The sequence below is a fragment of the Acinetobacter cumulans genome (assembly GCF_003024525.3).
Lineage (GTDB): Bacteria > Pseudomonadota > Gammaproteobacteria > Pseudomonadales > Moraxellaceae > Acinetobacter > Acinetobacter cumulans.
In genome coordinates this window covers 3,094,796-3,113,151 of the sequence record NZ_CP035934.2, presented here as the reverse complement: position 1 = coordinate 3,113,151, position 18,356 = coordinate 3,094,796, and the positions used below count along the sequence as shown (strand labels likewise).

The 18,356-nt window shown below is 41.1% G+C and carries 15 protein-coding genes and 1 pseudogene; 11 read left to right on the top strand and 5 right to left on the bottom strand.

All coding sequences use genetic code 11. From position 1 onward, the window contains the following. Positions 1–48 precede the first annotated feature (48 nt). Positions 49–1,902, bottom strand: a complete 1,854-nt coding sequence (locus tag C9E88_RS14640) for a monovalent cation:proton antiporter-2 (CPA2) family protein (protein ID WP_106985526.1) — start codon at positions 1,900–1,902, stop codon at positions 49–51. A 60-nt stretch (positions 1,903–1,962) separates the two neighbouring features. Then, positions 1,963–4,185, bottom strand: coding sequence for a primosomal protein N' (locus C9E88_RS14635; RefSeq protein WP_106985525.1), 2,223 nt, complete (start codon positions 4,183–4,185; stop codon positions 1,963–1,965). Positions 4,186–4,336: 151 nt separating this feature from the next. Here C9E88_RS14635 and gspF point away from each other — a divergent pair, with 151 nt between their 5' ends. The 5 genes from gspF to C9E88_RS14610 all read left to right on the top strand — a co-directional run bounded on the left by gspF (position 4,337) and on the right by C9E88_RS14610 (position 8,234). After that, positions 4,337–5,542 carry a type II secretion system inner membrane protein GspF gene (gene gspF, locus C9E88_RS14630; RefSeq protein ID WP_106985524.1) on the top strand — a complete coding sequence of 402 codons (1,206 nt, stop codon included), beginning with the start codon at positions 4,337–4,339 and terminating at the stop codon, positions 5,540–5,542. Positions 5,543–5,580: 38 nt separating this feature from the next. Beyond that, positions 5,581–6,018, top strand: coding sequence for a type II secretion system major pseudopilin GspG (gene gspG, locus C9E88_RS14625; RefSeq protein ID WP_106985523.1), 438 nt, complete (start codon positions 5,581–5,583; stop codon positions 6,016–6,018). 207 nt (positions 6,019–6,225) lie between these two features. Then, the gene (locus tag C9E88_RS14620) at positions 6,226–7,158 is read left to right on the top strand and encodes an IS5 family transposase (protein ID WP_120364252.1); all 933 of its coding nucleotides are present in this window, start codon (positions 6,226–6,228) and stop codon (positions 7,156–7,158) included. A gap of 190 nt (positions 7,159–7,348) precedes the next feature. Then, entirely contained in the window at positions 7,349–7,684 is a 336-nt protein-coding gene (locus tag C9E88_RS14615) for a hypothetical protein (protein ID WP_106986760.1), read from the top strand. Between the two features lie 211 nt (positions 7,685–7,895). Beyond that, on the top strand, positions 7,896–8,234 hold the full coding sequence (locus C9E88_RS14610; protein ID WP_106986759.1) for a tRNA-binding protein: 339 nt from the start codon (positions 7,896–7,898) through the stop codon (positions 8,232–8,234). A gap of 53 nt (positions 8,235–8,287) precedes the next feature. Here C9E88_RS14610 and lnt read toward each other — a convergent pair whose 3' ends face one another. Then, positions 8,288–9,847, bottom strand: a complete 1,560-nt coding sequence (gene lnt, locus C9E88_RS14605; protein ID WP_106986758.1) for an apolipoprotein N-acyltransferase — start codon at positions 9,845–9,847, stop codon at positions 8,288–8,290. Then, entirely contained in the window at positions 9,844–10,683 is an 840-nt protein-coding gene (locus C9E88_RS14600; RefSeq protein ID WP_106986757.1) for an HlyC/CorC family transporter, read from the bottom strand. Before C9E88_RS14600 ends, lnt begins: the two co-directional genes overlap by 4 nt. Before the next feature lie 316 nt (positions 10,684–10,999). Here C9E88_RS14600 and tusA point away from each other — a divergent pair, with 316 nt between their 5' ends. From tusA to C9E88_RS14575, 5 genes and pseudogenes are all read left to right on the top strand, one after another. Further along, positions 11,000–11,257 carry a sulfurtransferase TusA gene (tusA, locus tag C9E88_RS14595; RefSeq protein ID WP_106986756.1) on the top strand — a complete coding sequence of 86 codons (258 nt, stop codon included), beginning with the start codon at positions 11,000–11,002 and terminating at the stop codon, positions 11,255–11,257. 147 nt (positions 11,258–11,404) lie between these two features. After that, positions 11,405–13,928 (top strand): annotated as a pseudogene (locus C9E88_RS14590) (type VI secretion system Vgr family protein); the annotation flags it as partial. Positions 13,929–14,003: 75 nt separating this feature from the next. Next, positions 14,004–14,177 (top strand): hypothetical protein, encoded by a 174-nt coding sequence (locus C9E88_RS14585; RefSeq protein WP_162368847.1) that lies wholly within the window; start codon positions 14,004–14,006, stop codon positions 14,175–14,177. 8 nt (positions 14,178–14,185) lie between these two features. Then, positions 14,186–15,400: a hypothetical protein gene (locus C9E88_RS14580; RefSeq protein ID WP_106986535.1), complete on the top strand. Its 1,215-nt coding sequence runs from the start codon at positions 14,186–14,188 to the stop codon at positions 15,398–15,400. Next, positions 15,400–15,768 carry a hypothetical protein gene (locus tag C9E88_RS14575; RefSeq protein WP_227865816.1) on the top strand — a complete coding sequence of 123 codons (369 nt, stop codon included), beginning with the start codon at positions 15,400–15,402 and terminating at the stop codon, positions 15,766–15,768. Before C9E88_RS14580 ends, C9E88_RS14575 begins: the two co-directional genes overlap by 1 nt. A 71-nt stretch (positions 15,769–15,839) precedes the next feature. Here the strand turns inward: C9E88_RS14575 and C9E88_RS14570 are convergent, their stop codons facing one another. After that, positions 15,840–17,552: an electron transfer flavoprotein-ubiquinone oxidoreductase gene (locus C9E88_RS14570; RefSeq protein WP_106986534.1), complete on the bottom strand. Its 1,713-nt coding sequence runs from the start codon at positions 17,550–17,552 to the stop codon at positions 15,840–15,842. 192 nt (positions 17,553–17,744) lie between these two features. On the opposite strand from C9E88_RS14570, the gene C9E88_RS14565 reads away from it, so the two are divergent. After that, a complete protein-coding gene (locus C9E88_RS14565; RefSeq protein WP_106986533.1) occupies positions 17,745–18,356 on the top strand; it encodes a DUF1285 domain-containing protein in 612 nt (203 codons plus the stop codon).

Genomic DNA, 18,356 nt, shown 5'->3' with positions numbered 1-18,356 from the left:
AATTCTCCATAACCCTGTTTTAATGGTGTCAATATTGTAAAACACAAGTCATTTCAGATCATCCTTTTCATCACGGGCTACATCAATTCGATTACGTTGCAAGCCACGCTGTAAATCAACCCCTGCGGGTGGTTGGCGCATTTGAGCATCGCTGGCAAATAAATGTTCTAGTTCAGCAAGGGCATTACGGTGTGTTTCATAGATTTTTTGTTCATCGGTATAGATGTGTTGCTGTTGCTCTAACAGCTTTTCATCATAATCACGGAACAGCTCAATACTTTTATAGGCATCGTCTTCATTAATACCAGCATCGCGGAGCATGTGATAAGCCATTCCTAGCGATGATAAATAGGTTTCACGCCAGATATGCTCTACACCTAAATCACGCAATAAGTGCACATGGTGTCGATCACGGGCGCGGACTAACATTTTTAGGTTGGGATAATTTAAGCGAATATGACGCGCAACATTCATGGAGTCTTCAATGTCGTCAATGGCCAGCACAAATACCCGTGCATGCTCAATGCCTGCAGCCCGTAAAATTTCCGGTTGGGCAGCATCGCCATAGTAGAGCTGGCCACCATAATTACGTACAAAATCGACTTTGTCTAAATTGCTATCAATGGCAGTAAAAGACAAATGTTGAATGTGTGCAATACGCGCAATAATTTGGCCAAAACGGCCAAAGCCCGCAATAATCACGGGATGGTGCTGGTCTGGAATATCATCATATTCAGGCACGACTTTGCTGTGGCTAAAGCGAGGTAGGATGACCGAGTTCATCAGCCAGTAGGCAATCGGCGTGAGAACCATCGAGAGTGTCACCATCAAGACCACAGGTTCTACAATGGCTTGGCTCACCACTTGTTCACTGCGGGCTACACTCAATACCACAAAGGCAAATTCACCCCCTTGAGCAAGGCAAGTGGCGAGCATTAAGCTGTTTTGCCATGAGTTTTTTAAATAACGTGCAACGCCTGTGAGGGTGATGATTTTGACTAACATCAGGCAGAGTGCGCCACCAATAATAAGCCATGGTGCATCGACAAACAGCGATAATTGTGTGGTCATGCCGACGGTCATAAAGAATAGACCAAGCAATAATCCTTTAAAGGGCGCAATACTGGCTTCAAGTTCATGGCGGAACTCAGAGTCAGCGAGAAGTACGCCAGTTAAAAATGCCCCGAGTGTGGTGCTAATGCCCAATACATCCATCAGGCCAACAACAGCCAAAACAATAAACAGTCCCACAGCGGTAATGAGTTCGTGGGCGCCACTTTTGGCCACAAAACGAAAAAACGGACGCATGAGATAGCGACTAAATAAAAACAAGCCACTAAAGGTCGCCACAATGGCAGCAAAATAAGCAATCCCATGATGTGTCGATTGCGTGCCCGCGAGCATTGGAATGATGGCCAGTAGGGGAATAGCCGCCATATCTTGAAACAGTAAAATAGAAAAGGATTGTTGACCGTAGGTGGTGTTGAGTTGTTGTTTTTCGGTCAAAAGTTGCAGTACAAAAGCGGTTGAAGATAGTGCTAGTGCAAAGCCAATCACAAAGCTGGCGGCAATCCCTTGTTGTAAAGCCACAAAACTGAGTAGTGCTAAACAGATACCTGTTAAGCCCACTTGTAGGCTTCCCATACCAAAAATAGATTGGCGCATCGACCATAGGCGTTGTGGGCGAAGCTCTAAGCCAATAATAAACATTAAGAGAATGACACCAAACTCAGCCAGTTCCTGAATGGCTTCTGGGTCGCTGGCCAGATTAAATACACTCGGCCCCAGTAAAATGCCAGTAAATAAATAGCCGAGTACTGTTGCAATGCCCAGCCTTTTTAACAAAGGCACCAGGAGCAAAGACGCTCCTAGAAACAGGGTGATTTGCAACAGTAATGACATAAGTCTGTCCTCGTTTTATTCATTCAATATAAGCGGTCACTTTGAAGCAGGAGCATCAAATTAACTGAGTTCTTGTGGGTCAATATCTAGGGTTAATTTCATGCTAGAAGGCTTTTGATGCAACATATTTTGCCACCAATTTCGGATATAAAAATGTAATCGGGCGCGATCTGGTGACAATAACACCATGTGTGATTGATAGCGGCCTGCTTTACGTTCCATAGGCGCTGGAATAGGGCCCCAAATGTCTACATTCAGTTCCGCGCTTTGACGTAGCAGGGCAGCATGATGCTGTAAAAATTCTTTATTTAGCTCCTGATTTTTCGATTCGCAGCGGATCAGCGCTGCATAGCGAAATGGAGGCATGAGTGCTGCTTCACGTTCTTGTAAAGTTTGTTTGGCAAACTGGCGGTAGTCTTCTTTGACCAAGGTGTTTAATAGGGGGTGATCAGGTCTTAAGGTTTGTAAATATACATCCCCTTTACGCTCGCCACGACCAGCACGCCCAGCTACTTGTACGACCAATTGAGCAGTGCGCTCAGTTGCCCGAAAATCGACGCTCAATAAGCCTGAGTCGATATCTAAAATAGCCACAAGGGTCACATAAGGAAAATGATGACCTTTGGCCAGCATTTGTGTACCCAATAAAATAGATGCTTGGCTTTGCTGAATTTTGTCATAAATTTTTTGCCAGCTACCTACGCGACTGGTGGAGTCTCGATCGACCCGAATGACGTCATAATCAGGAAATAGCTCATTTAAATGTTCTTCAACTTTGGCAGTGCCTAAGCCCAAAGGTTTAAGTTCTGTATGTGCACACTGTGGGCAGTGGTCAGGCATGCGATGAATCGTACCACAGTGATGGCAATGCAAATGCTGATAAGGAGTACGATGCACGGTAAAATTGGCATCACAATGTGGGCATTTGGCCTGCCATGCACAGCTTTCACAGATCAGCACAGGCGCATAACCACGGCGGTTTAAAAACACCAAGACTTGCTCATTTTTATCGAGGCGTTTTTTCATCTCATCGAGCAAAGCTTGACTCATGCCATGTTGCTTCTTGGCAATTTTTAAATCCAAAATGTGGATTTTAGGCATGAGTGCCGTGCCTGCACGCTGGTTGAGTTCCAAGCATTGCATCTTTTGATGTTGCACCAATGCATAGCTTTCAATACTTGGCGTGGCAGAGCCGAGCACCACAGGGCATTGCTCTAAATAGCCACGATATAATGCTACATCTCGAGCATGATAACGAAAGCCTTCTTGTTGCTTAAAAGACAAATCATGTTCTTCGTCGAGCACGATCAGACCTAAGTTAGGGAGTGGGCTAAAAATGGCTGAGCGCGTACCTAAGATAATCGAGGCTTTGCCTGTTTCGGCAGCCTGCCATGCTTGTAAGCGTTTACTGTCGTTGAGGCCTGAATGTAACAAGACAATATTGCAATGAAAGCGCGACTGAAAACGGCTAATGGTTTGTGGTGTCAGACCAATTTCGGGTACCAAGACCAGTACTTGTTTGCCTTGTTTTAAAACCTCTTGCATGACTTGCAAATACACTTCAGTTTTACCACTACCTGTGAGGCCATCGAGTAAAAAAGCTTGATATTTTTTGCGGGCCTTCAGAATGCTATCAATCGCATGCTGCTGTTCTGGATTGGCCGTCAGAGGCATTTGCGCCATTTGAATCGGCATTGGGCTAAAATCTTGCGCCTCTAACTCGCAACGACAAATTTGTTTTTTTTCTAAAGCTTTGAGTGTTGCAGTTTCTACACCCGCTAAATTCAGCACATTTTCGGATGTGCCAGCAGGATGTAGTTTTAAGATTTTATAAGCTTCTTGCTGGCGTTCAGAGCGTTTTACTTTTTGTTCGGCTTCGGCATCTAACAGTTTCCATGTCCGTGCCAGCAAGTTATAGGGTTTACCTTGGCGCAGTAGTGTAGGAAGAGCACTATGAACCACTTCGCCAATGGGGAATTGATAATACTGCGCAGCCCAAGTCAATAAACTTAAACTTTGGGTATTTAAAATAGCGCGTTCATCAAGTAGTTCTGTAATGGCTTTGAGCTTGATATCTGGATTGAGTGGCACATCAGGTGCGAGCTTTTCCATAATCACGCCGACCAGATTTTGCCGACCAAAAGACACTGCAACCCGCGTGCCAACTTCAGCGCGTTGATAAAGTTCTGCACTTAGACTGTAATCAAAACAGTCATATAAATGTACAGGGACGGCCACACGGACACGAAAGATAGGGGCGGGGGCGAGATCTGAAACTTGCATAAAAAGGCGGTCGGGTCCTGATTAAATTTCGTCGTGCTGTAAGAACAGTTGTGTTAGAGTGATCAAACAATTTATATCTAAGAATATGAATGATTTTGAGGGTTGGGCGCAACTGCGCTAACAGGGTTTTTTGGAAAATTAGAGCATTGTAATGCCAGCATATCAGTTTACCGCCATAGATGCGTCAGGCAAGCAACAGAAAGGTGTGCTTGAAGGTGATTCTGCGCGTCAGATTCGTCAACAGTTACGTGATAAAGCATTAATTCCCGTTGCTGTAGATCCGATTGAGCAAAAAGATAAACATGCACAGCCACGCTGGTTTCAAAAAAGTATTACTTCTTATGACTTGGCACTCATGACGCGGCAATTGGCAGTGTTGGTGGCGGCAGCTATTCCCTTAGAAGAAGCGATTCGAGCGGTAGGCAAGCAAAGCGAAAAAGCACATGTGCAAAGCCTTTTAATGTCCGTGCGCTCAAAAGTGCTAGAAGGGCATTCTTTAGCGCAAGCCTTGCAACAGTCTGGGCGTTTCCCTGAACTCTATATTGCCACCATTGCTGCAGGTGAGCGTTCTGGGCACTTGGATTTAATTTTAGATCAATTGGCAGATTACACCGAAAATCGTTTTGCCATGCAAAAAAAGATTCAAGGGGCCATGATCTACCCAATTATTTTAATGTTGATGTCTTTCGCGATTGTGATGGGTTTAATGACCTATGTGGTGCCAGACATTGTAAAAACCTTTGATCAAGACAAAGCGGCACTGCCGTGGATTACCATTGCCTTAATGAAGGCCAGTGATTTTATACGTGTGGCTTGGCCATTTTTATTGGTTGGTGCCACAGTCGGTATTATGTTGTTAGTCAGATTTTTAAAAACTAACGCTGGGCATTATGCTTTTGATCGGTTTACTTTAAAAATGCCCCTGTTTGGCAAGCTGTCTAAAGGTATTAATGCTGCACGCTTTGCCAGTACCTTATCTATTTTGACCAAGTCAGGTGTGCCTTTGGTGGATGCGCTGAAAATTGGCGCGGCGGTCAGTAACAATTGGGTCATCCGTGATTCAGTGAATATTGCAGCTGAAAAAGTCACCGAAGGTGGGAACTTAGCAACACAACTAGAGCGCAGTGGTTATTTCCCACCAATGATGGTACAAATGATCCGAAGTGGTGAATCTTCAGGCGAATTGGACCGCATGTTAGAACGGGCTTCTGTTATGCAAGACCGTGAAGTAACCACTTTAATTTCGACCTTATTGGCTTTGTTAGAGCCACTGATGTTGGTGGTCATGGCCAGTATTGTGTTGGTCATTGTGATTGCGGTCATGCTACCGATTGTGAATATGAATAATATGATTTAACCCTGTTGAACCCAAAAGAGATAAACGAGAGTAATAACATGCAAGGCAAAGGATTAAACGCAAAACAATCGGGCTTTACCCTCATTGAAGTGATGGTTGTTATTGTGATTTTAGGTGTGTTGGCGGCTTTAATCGTACCAAACGTGATGGGTCGTGGTGAAAAAGCCAAAGTAGATACCACACAAATCACACTCAAAAGTGTAGCGGGTGCTTTAGATCAGTACAAAATGGACAATGGCAAATACCCATCCATGCAAGATGGTGGTTTAGGGGCATTAGTAAATAAGCCAGAGTCTGCAAAAAACTGGCTACAAGGAGGCTATGTCAAAGGTGGCTATCCAAAAGACAGCTGGGACAATGACGTACAATATGTTGCTCCAGGGACAGAAGGCCGTCCTTTTGATTTGTACTCATTTGGTGCAGATGGCCAGTCTGGTGGTGAAGGTAATGATGCTGATATTTATTACCAGCACTAATTGAGAATCATTATAAAGTAATGGTGATTGAATATATCGCTTTACGTCATTGGCTATTTCAATACTGGCTAAAGCGATAATTATTCTTTTTTATTAAATATAATATAAGTAATTGAAAAATAATGAAATAAATAATATCTTCTAGTTGAGATTGGCTTTGTTGCACAAACCTATCGTTAAGGGCTTATTCCACAATATAATTTCCAAATGAACAAGCCTGCACCTAAAATTTATCGTACCACCAATTGGTCTTCTTATAATCGAGCATTAATAAATCGAGGAAATATTTCAATTTGGTTTGACACTAAGACTCAATGGTATGCGCAGCCAAAAGGCAAGCATGGACGAAATCAAACTTATTCCGACACAGCCATCCAATGCTGTCTAATGATTAAATCTTTATTTCGCCTTTCTTTACGTATGGTCACAGGTTTTGTTCAAAGTCTGATTAAACTCTGTGGATTAAATTGGACAGCACCAGATTACAGTACGCTTTGCAGAAGACAAAAACATATTGATATTGCGATTAGTTATCAAAAAAGCAGTGGTGGGCTTAACTTGCTAGTAGACTCTACCGGTCTAAAGTTTTTAGGTGAAGGTGAATGGAAAAGGAAGAAACATCAGCCTGAATATCGTCGTCAATGGCGTAAATTACATATTGGTATAGATGCTAAAACTCTCCAAATACGTGCAGTTCAGCTTACAACTAACAATGTAAGTGATTCACAGGTACTTGGTGATTTACTCGATCAAATTTCCTTAGATGAGCAGATTGACTCTGTTTATACGGATGGCGCTTATGACACCAAACAATGTCGTCAGGTCATTGCAGATCGGCAAGCGCATGCGGTGATTCCTCCAAGAAAAAATGCGAAACCTTGGAAAGATACAAAGGTCAGCTCGCTAGAACGAAATGAATTACTTCGTACTGTTAAACGGTTTGGCAGAATACTATGGAAAAAATGGTCAGGCTATCATCGCCGAAGTTTGGTGGAAACCAAGATGCACTGCATCAAATTATTAGGCGATAAACTCAGTGCAAGGAACTTTAATAGCCAAACCAATGAGATCCATGCACGTGTAGCAGTGTTAAATAAATTTACCGAGTTAGGTCAACCACATACCCAAGTTATGCCTTAAATTTGAGTAGATATGGGCAATCTTAATTTTTACATCTTTGTGCAACAAAGCCGTTGAGATTTATAATAAGAATTATTCCCAAGTTTATTGATTACAATAATCGTAAAATATGAATAAATATAGGCTTTTATTTTAATTTAAAGCTTGCATAATAACTCCATAGACAGGATGAAAGTCAGAGGAGAGCAGTATGAAAGCATTAATACTTACAGATGAAATTAACCAATTTCATTGGGCGATGCTTAAATCTGTGCTTTTGATTTTAAGCTTGTTGCCTGTGAGCCAAGGGATTATGCATTTGTGGCTAAATACCGAAGGCAGTAGCCAAATTATGGTGGGCTTCTTTGCAATTAGTTTGATGAGCTCAATGTTGGCCTTGAGTTTTTGGTCGGCTTTACAAGCAACAGTGGCGAAGCTCAAACAAGAACATAGCACTATTGTTGAAAAAGCTGTGGTCAATCTTTACCGTTATGTGCCCATGCTTTCTTTGGCAGGCATGTTGTCATATTTGGCGCTACAGTTCTAAACAGCCGAAACTTATGTGGTATATCAAACCGAGTATATAAACTCGGTTTTTTTGTGCCACTAGATTGGCTTGGGTTAAATTTGTCATGATTCATGCATAGATTGTCGGCTTTCAGTTATATGCTTTGGGGCTGATTTTTGTACAGTGATGGGAATTCATTCAAATCACAGCACATAAAAATCGCAAGGAGCTAAAGATGTCGTCATCCGAGATGCAACATATAGATTGGTCAGACTTTATGAAAGTCGAGCTCAGAGTGGGAAAGGTGATTCAAGCTGAAGTTTTTCAGCAAGCTCGTAAGCCTGCCTATATTCTACATATTGATTTTGGGGAGACATTGGGCATTAAAAAGTCCAGTGCGCAAATTACCCAGCTATATTCGCCTGAAGGCTTAATTGGTAAGTTGGTGCTTGCGGTAGTCAATTTTCCCAAAAAACAAATTGGCCCTATTCAGTCTGAGTGTTTGGTGACGGGTTTTCATAATGTGGAAGGGCATGTGGCCTTATGTGTGCCTGATGCAGATGTTCCATTGGGAACCAGATTACTTTAATACACGTATTAAAAAAACCGAGCTGAAGCCCGGTTTTTTATTTCTTTTTTATATTAGCGACGTGATTTAAAGCTTACATTCACGGTGCGTGGACGGTAAATCCAACCTAATATGAGTAAGAACATAGAGAAGCCTAAAATTGGCCAATCGCTTAAGCGGGTATACAGGGTTTGACCTTGCATGGCAGGTAAGTCCCCACGTAAAACTGCTTCTTGATCCATTGGTGCTTGTTTTACAATATGACCATTGTGATCAATAAAGGCGGTAACGCCCGTATTAGTGGCACGAATAAACCAACGGCCGTTTTCTTTAGCGCGCATTTGTACCATTTGCAGGTGTTGTAAAGGACCTGCAGTGCCTGTAAACCACGCATCATTTGATACAGTCACCAAGAAATCACTTTGGGTTGCATTTCGACGAGTTAGGTTGGGATAAGCCACTTCATAACAAATGGCTGCACCTAAATGATGATTTTTAATATTTAAAGGCTTTTGATCACTCGCACCACGAGAGAAACCACTCATAGATGGATCATTTTGCATGGCAGGCAATACCCAGCTAAGTAGACCTGATAAGGGTATGTATTCACCAAAAGGAACGAGGCGTTGCTTCTTGTACATTCCCGAAGCATTGTCACCTGTGGCCATTATGCTGTTGTAATACATCGGGTGCTGCTCAACATGTGAAGCTTTTAAATCCCAATAAGGAATCCCTGTCACCCATGATGTTCCTGTTTTATCTGCCTGTGCTTTCATGGCATCTAAAAAAGGTTCAATGTCGGTTTGGAACATCGGAATAGAAGACTCAGGCCAAACAATTAAGTCACGACCCCACTCACTACGGCTAAGTTCTGCGTAGATCATCAATGTTTTGACTTGATATTCCGTTAGCCATTTTAAGTCTTGCGGGATATTGCCTTGAACCAAAGAAACAGAGAGTGGTTTTTCAGCTTTAGGTTGAACAAAACTAAGCTGTGAGGCACCCCAAGCACCGAGCAAGAAAATAGCTGAAGGTACCAGCCAAAAAATGCGTTTATTCAGCACTTCTACGACAGCACAGGCCAGTACAATCACCACAAAAGACACGCCAAATACACCAAAGAGCGGTGCATAGCTGTCGAGATAGCGTTCAGTAAATGCATAGCCTGCAAAGAGCCAAGGGAAACCTGTGAAGACCCAAGTTTTAGCCCATTCAAACAGAACCCAGAGTGGTGCAAATGTTAGCGGTGTTTCTGGGAAAAACCGACGATATAGCCATGTTTGTATCGCGCTAAATAAACCCATAACGATGGCCATAACTGCAATCATTAGCACGCTCAGTACAGCATTGGTATCGCCGTATACGTGTATAGAGGTATAGAGCCAAAATGCGCCAACAAACCAAAGACCAAAACCATAGGCCAAACCAATGAAAAACGCATGTTTAGCACTGCGTTTACGCAGGCTTGCATATAATAATGCAGGCGATAAAATCGCCAGCCACCAATAATGGTAAGGCGCGAGTGCTAAGCTAAAAATCGCCCCTGAAAATAGGGCGATCAGCAAAGGTAAAATTAAAGGCAGCTGTTTTTGTTGTTCTGCGGGATTTAACAGCTTGTCAAAGAAGGTTCTCATTTACGGACAGCTCGAATCAGATGAATAGTGCGGGCATCTGCTTCCAAAATCGTAAATTCCCAATTTTCAAGGTCAACAGTTTGTCCTTGTAAATCGCTCACTAAACCAATTTCTTGTAGCAATAGACCGCCAACAGTTTCTACTTCATCATCCGAAAAGTCAGCATCTAAAACATTGTTAAAATGTTCGATTGGTGTAAGTGCTTGAACGAGCCAAGTATTTGCAGTATTGGGGTCTGCATCTGGCACGATAAACTCAGCTTCTTCATCCACTTTGTCGTGTTCATCTTCAATTTCACCGACAATTTCCTCCAAGATATCTTCTAAAGTTACGATACCTGAAGTTGTGCCGTATTCATCAATCACAATTGCAATATGCGTTTGGGTGTTTTTCAACATTCGCATCACTTGATCAGAGCGAGCGCTTTCTGGCACAAACAAAGGCTGACGCATTAAGGCGCGAATATCAACTTTAGCGGTAGGCTCAGTTAAAAATGGCAATAAATCTTTGGCCAATAATATACCCACGACATTGTCGGGTTGATCGGCAGAGAAAACTGGGAAACGCGAATGCGCAGACTCTACCAGCACGTGTAGGATATCAAGAAGCTCATCATCTTCTTGTAAGCTAATCATTGCTGTGCGCGGGGTCATAACTTCGCGGATTTTTGTTGCGGGAAGGTCAAGTACACCTTCAAGCATTGCAACAGTATCGGGTTCTAAAAAACGACGTGAATCTTGTACTAATTTTAACAGTTCGTCGCGGGTTTCTGGCGCAGTGCCTAACCATTTTCGTAAGCCGCGCATGCCCCACGACGGGCCTGATTCCTCGTGCATGATCTTTCCTGAAGACGCTGAATATCTAAAAAAATTGATTTTATCATACCGTAGAAAATACAGTTGTCTATGCATATTGCTATGGGATTGTAGAATGTTCAGATCAAATTATTTAAAAGTTTAGGATTACATCAAATCCCGCAAGCGAAGTTAAAAAAACCAACAACACCTATAATGATGGTGGAGTGCGAAGTTAGATGTTAAATGCAAAAGATTGAGCTGAAGCTGGATTGAAATCTGCAGGGTTTAAGCAAGACCATGTAGGAATAACTGGGCTATGCTAAACTAAAAGGGTTTTCTTCACCTGAGTTTTGCAATGTCTGATTCTGCTATCACACCAAGCCTTCAATTGAATACGCGTGGACTGCGTTGTCCTGAACCTGTGATGATGTTGCATCAAGCCATCCGTAAATCGAAGTCTGGAGATGTGGTTGAAGTATTTGCTACAGACAACTCGACATCATGGGATATTCCAAAGTTCTGTATGCACTTGGGCCATGAACTATTGCTACAAGAAGAACGCTTAGATGAAAATGGCAATAAAGAATTTCATTATTTGGTGCAGAAGGGCTGAGATATTTAAGCGTTTCAAATATTATGTTTGAGCTTAATTTTGAATAATTTACATTTTAAATAAAAATGGGGGCTAGCCTAAGGCGGTGCTAGCTCTTAGAATATCGCCGATTAAATATACAAAAACAATTAGAAAAGATTTCAAAAAATGTTGAATACGATTGCTAAAATTTTAGAAAAATTAGGCTTATCTGCCCAAAAGCGTGTCATACATGCGCAATTTTCCAATCCTGCTTTGAATGACGAGCTTTTTATTCAACGTATTGATGGGGAGCATGTCTTAAACCAAGGCCTGCAAGCGACCCTGATTTGCTTATCCACCAATGCATTGATTCCGCTGAAACAATTTATTGGTGTACAAGTTGCTGTTGATCAAGTGACAGATCGGGGCGAACTGTTTCGGACTACGGGTATCATCACCGAAGCCACTCAAGGCCAGAGTGACGGTTCACTCACCCTATATAAACTTACGTTAGAAGATGCAACGTCGTTGTGGCATAAACGTCGTAATAGCCGTGTGTTTATGAATAAATCAGTGCGTGATGTCAGTGAAACTATTTTTAAAGAATGGCAAAGCAAAAGTCCACTCTTTGCATCCAGTCTAATGCTTGATCTAAGTGGTTTAAGCCAAAACTATGATGTTCGGCCCTTCATCATGCAGTCGAATGAAAGCGATTATGACTTTTTAACCCGACTTTGGCGTAGTGAAGGCATTAATTGGCTCATTGATGAAGCACAGCTGAAAGTGCCACATTCCTCAGTACCAATTGAAAAACAAAAACTCCGCTTGATTGATGACAATAGTCAATATCAAGCGCTTAGCCGTCGCAGTATCCGCTTTCATCGTTCTAGTGCAACAGAGCAACAAGACAGCATCACTAGCTTTATCGGTGAGCGTAGCATTCAACCGACAGCAGTACATGTGCAACGTTGGCAAGCTGATGGCCTCAGCCAAGAAGAAGGTGCAGGTTCAGTCCAAAGCAAACATCAGCATAGCCAAAGCCAAGACAATGCCAGCTTAAGCCTAGAACAAGCATGGCATGTCAGCCCTGCATGGATGCAAGACTTAACAGGTGAAGATCAAGCCACAGCTTCATCCAACAGTCAGATTGAAAAACTGAATCAAAATCTAACGCGATATCACGAGCTACAATCGAAAAAATTCAATGCACAATCGACCGTGCGTGATACACAAGTGGGTTATTGGTTTGAACTGAATGAACACCCAGAAATCGATCAACACAGTGGTGCAGACAAAGAATTTTTAATCACAGAAAAGAAATTCTATAACCAAAATAACTTACCCAAAGATCTCACTGAACAAGTCAATCAGCTGATTGAACAAAGTCAGTGGAACATTAAACCCATCCATGAACAGGCAGAGCGTCAGGCCAATCAGCTCACATTGCAACGGCGTAATACTCCGACTGTTCCGGCATATAATCCGCTCGAACACCGTCCAAGCACTCATCCACAACGGGCTAAAGTCGTTGGACCAAGCGGTGAAGAAATACATGTTGATGAATGGGGAAGAATCAAAGTTCGCTTCTTATTTACCCGAAGTGATGACCATAGCCATGACGGCGGTGCAGGCAGTAATGACAATGACACGGACTCTGCATGGGTAGATGTACTCACACCGTGGGCAGGTGAAGGCTATGGCGCAAGATTCTTGCCGCGTATTAATGAAATTGTGGTCATCGACTTCTTTGACGGCAATATCGACCGACCATTTGTGGTGGGGCGCATACATGAAGCACAGCGCAGTCCAACCAAGTTTGACAATAAAGGTCAATTACCCGAGACCAAAAAGCTGGCTGGAATAAAAAGCAAGGAAGTACAAGGTGAAGGCTTTGGACAACTGCGCTTTGATGATACGACTGGACAGATATCTACACAATTACAAAGTACCCATGGCGCCACTCAGCTCAACTTAGGAAACCTCAGTCATCCCAAAGAAACTGCAGAAAGTGAAGGTCGAGGCGAGGGCTTTGAACTAAGAACAGACCAATGGGGAGCAGTACGTGCAGGACAGGGGCTACTTGTCAGTACGCACCCGCAACAACAAGCAGCAGCAATGCACCTCGATGCACAAGCTGCAAAAGAACAAATCGAAGCCAACTTAAACAGCAGTAAAGCATTAAGTGAAGTGGCTAAGAATCAACAGACTGACCCGCTTGAAGTCTTAGATAATTTAAAAAACTTCATTGCACAAATCGAAAAAGGCAGTCAAGAAAAAGCCGATGCTTTTAAACAAGCTTTAATGATTTTATCTGCGCCCAACTCAATTGCGATGACGAGCAATGAAGATATACATGTTTCAGCAGATAGGCAGATTAGCCAAAGTGCAGGTGATAGCATTAATATCAGCAGTCAAAAATCCTTCATTGCTCATGCACAAAGCAAGATTAGTCTATTTGCAGCGCAAGAAGGATTGCGTGCGTATGCAGGCAAAGGCAAAGTTGAAATCCAAGCCCAATGTGATGGAGCGGACTTTATTGCACGAAAAGGTATTCAAATTATTTCGACGGAAGATAGCGTGGAAATTAAAGCCAGTAAGAAAATAGTGCTGACTGCAGGTGGCAGTCAAATTGAAATCAGTAGTGCAGGGGTGTTGCCAACGACTGCTGGAAAGTTTGAGGTGAAGGCAGGGCAGCATACGTTTGCAGGGGGGAGCAATTGTTCAGGCTTCAAAGACTTCTTTACCCATTTTAGGGGATGAAAATGAATATGATGTTGTGTTTTTAATGCAAGATGATGATGGTATTCCTTATAAAAATACTAAATATATTGCTTTCTTGGAAAATGGTTCTGTGTTTGAAAGTGTAACTGATGATCAGGGTTATACAAATCCAATAAAAACTATGAATAAAGAAAAAGTCTCTATTCATTTAAAAATAAATAATTATTTAGATATTTAGAGGAAAGTATGGCTGATTTTTACCCATTTGTTGTAGTTAAATCTAATGTGCCTGTTAAAAAACTATATTATAGTTTTCGCATATTTAATATATCAACAAATAAAATTGTTTCAGATAGTGGGAAGAAAATTAAGGAAGGAGTTAAATATCCATTAAAAAACAACTATCAGACGGAATTATTTACTGTTATTTCGAGTGTAGATTCAGCAAAGGATATGCTTATAGAATTTACTTTATACAAGCGTGATGGTGTTACTTTTACAGTCGTTATTGATAAAAAAATAATAACAAATATAGTTTCTGAATTTACATTTGATAATATAAAAAACAATAAAATTAAATATGATTTTGTTAATTATATGGAAGCTAATGGTATAACTAAGGTTGTTAATGGGGGTAATAAGAATTTAGTAAAATTAAATATAACTAATAAGAGAATTTTTGTAAGCACTCAACATCCAGTAGGTGATGAACTTGATCCATTTACAAAGGAAAAGATCCAGCAAGGATTATTGAGTAGATTGAAAGAAAAATATCCAGATCAGAACAGAACAAATTTATGTGGTCCAGCAGCTTTTTTTTATTGTGTTCTGAATGCAAATGCTAATATTTATAAAAAAATTGTTAAAGATTTATGGGAAAAAGGAGAAACTCAGGTTAATGATTTGAAAATAAAACCTGATAAAGACGGAGCTAGAACAGTTAAAAATTATTTTGATAGCAATGATCAACCTTTAATACCCGCTGTTGATTGGATTACATTAGGAAGTCTTAGAGATTCGGCAAATATTATTTTTGATTATACTATTGAATTGGGAGAGTCACCAACTGCTGTAAGCCCTCCAGGAGATGTGCTTGAATGGTTTAGATTAATTGGTTTTAAAAAAGTAATTTTTTATCATATTGGTGAAAATAAATTTAAAGCATTAATAGAAACTAGTAACTATGATGCAAAAAAATATTTTATTGTGTTGTTAACAAGTAGTAGTATTTTAAAAGGCCAAACAAGACACTCTAACGTGATTCCTACTCATTGGGTGGTTTTAGATGATAACATCAAAGTAGCTGGTAATTTAGTAAATTCCTCAAGTTTGAAATCTCAATTTGTTAGCTTTAAAGCATTTAGTTGGGGGGAATCCTTTGAGCAAAATAGTAATTTAACGTTAGACGAATTGATTAGTTATACTTGGGGTGTGTATATATATGAGCGAGGTTTAGCATAATGAAAAATAATTTTTATTATCCATTTTTTTTTGTTTTTTTATTGTTATTAGGATGTAACCATAAAATTCAAATAGAACCTAATAAATTACCAGAATTAAAATATGGTGAAAATTATGATAATAGTATTGAAATTGAAAAGTTAAAAATTATAGGGGATCTTGTTATTAAAACAGATTTGCCAGAAAACTCTGGAATTAGTATCCAGAAAAATGGGAAAGATGATTTTTTTTTCCAGAATACTATAAAAGTGTATGGGACTCCAAGAGTAAAAGGAAATTACTATATTTTGCTAGATGGTAATTTTGTAGGCGGTACTTTTGGTGGTATGACAAATTTTAAGAAAAAATACGATATAACGATTAAGTAATTAAATGAATTCTTTTATATATAACTAAATAAACCCGCACTCAGCGGGTTTATTTTTATCTCAAAAAGAGATTACATATTCGGATAGTTTGGACCGCCGCCGCCTTCAGGCGTTACCCAAGTAATGTTTTGTGACGGGTCTTTAATATCACAAGTCTTACAGTGTACACAGTTTGCTGCGTTAATTTGGAAACGCTTAGAACCGTCATTTTCTTCCATAATTTCATACACACCAGCAGGGCAGTAGCGCTGAGCAGGCTCATCCCATTTTGGCAAGTTTACGTTTACTGGAATAGATACATCTGTCAGTTTCAAGTGAGCAGGCTGGTTTTCTTCATGAACCGTATTCGATACGAATACAGAAGATAAGCGGTCAAATGTTAACTTGCCATCCGGTTTTGGATAGTTCGGTTTAACATTGTTCGCTTCAACAGTTTTAAGTGCGCTGTAGTCTGGCTGTAAGTCACGCAGCGTGAACGGCACTTTAAAGATGTTTTGATCGATAAAGTTAAATGCGCCACCACCGAATGTACCGAATTTGTGCATTGCAGGGCCAAAGTTACGCGCGTTATATAACTCTTCTTTTAACCAGCTGTTGTTAAATTTCTCAGTGTATGCAGTCACTTCTTTAGCGAAGAAGTCTTCACCTTCAGTCACACGAGCAATGGCAAGGTCACCGCCTTTTTCTACACCCGCTGCAATCGCTTCAAATACAGCTTCACCGCACAGCATGCCAGATTTCATGGCAGTGTGAGAGCCTTTGATTTTTGCAAAGTTCAAGAAGCCAGCATCATCACCAATTAAGCTACCACCAGGGAAAGTGAATTTAGGTAACGAGTTAAAACCACCTTTTACTACAGCACGCGCGCCATAAGAAATACGCTTACCACCTTCAAGGAATTGTTTAATCAGCGGGTGAGTTTTCCAGCGCTGCATTTCCATGAATGGATACATGTGCGGGTTGGTATATGACAAGTCTACGATCATACCCAAAGTCACTTGGTTGTTTTCTGCGTGGTATAACCACCAGCCACCTGAAGAACCTGTTTCAGTTAAAGGCCAACCAGCGCCATGCATAACCGTACCTGCTTTATGTTTTGCAGGGTCGATTTCCCAAAGCTCTTTAATACCAATACCGTAGTGCTGCGGATCAGCATCTTTATCTAAATCAAATTTAGAAATGAGGCGTTTGCCTAAGTGACCACGACAGCCTTCTGCAAAAATTGTGTATTTGGCATGCAGTTCATAGCCAGGGGTAAAGTTGTGCGTTGGTTCGCCATCTTTACCAATACCCATATCGCCAGTTTGGATGCCTTTAACCGTACCATCTTCATGATACAGAATTTCAGACGCTGCAAAACCTGGGAAGATTGATACTTCAAGTTCTTCTGCTTTCGTACCTAACCAGCGAACCACGTTGCCTAATGAAATGACATAGTTGCCGTCATTGTGCATGGTTTTTGGCACCATCCAATGCGGCATTTCTTGCGATTTTTCATCAGACAATAAGAAATAGGTTTTGTCTTCAGTAACAGGCACATTTAAAGGCGCGCCTTGTTCTTTCCAGTCAGGGAACAATTCATTGATTGCACGTGGTTCAAGCACAGCGCCAGACAGAATATGTGCACCTACTTCGGAGCCTTTTTCTACGACACAAACGGACAAATCGTTCAGGTTATTTTCAATTGCAAGTTGACGGATTTTAATCGCAGCAGAAAGACCCGCTGGGCCTGCACCAACGATTACTACGTCAAACTCCATCGATTCACGTTCGATGTGTTCCATGTCGGACTCCTCATCTGGTTTGAAGGTGGCTACCAATATTGCGTTTTAATATTGGCGCTGCCATGAGTGTTCTGAATTCCTAGACACAAATTTATTATCGTGCCTTTTATATTGTGGGCTAGTATAGTTTTAAACCTTGTTCTAGCCAATTGGCTGAATCATATTATTTTTCCGTCAGTAAGGTCTTCTGCTATGAATAATCATGAAAATCCCTCAAATTCGGCGAAAGAAACAGCTCAAGCCGATAATAAAAATTTAATGGCGATTGCACAATACTTAAAAGATGGACAGTTCGGTCACAAAAAGTCAATTCCCCCTTTAGAGCAATGGCACCCAAAGCATTGTGGCGCTATGGATTTGAAGGTAAAAGCCAATGGAGAATGGTGGCACGAAGGTCAATTGATCAAGCGCCAAGCCCTCATAAATCTATTCTCAACTGTACTGTGGAAAGAGGCAGATAAATTCTATTTAAAAACCCCAGTCGAGCAGATTGAAATAGAGGTCGAAGATGAGCCTTTATTTGTGAATCAGGTTGATGAAATTCAGATAGAAGGTCAGCGCTATATCCAGTTCACAACAACTACAGACGATATTGTGGTGGTTGATGCAACACATCGTATATTTATGCGTGAATTTGCTGGTGAATTAAGACCTTATGTACAGGTCCGATTTGGGTTAAATGCATTAATTCAGCGCGCGACATTTATGCATTTGGTGCAAATGGGAGAGTTAACTGAAAATGAACAAGGTCAGGCACAATTAAGCTTGAAAAGTGGTAATTTGCACTTGCAATTAGACAGCTGA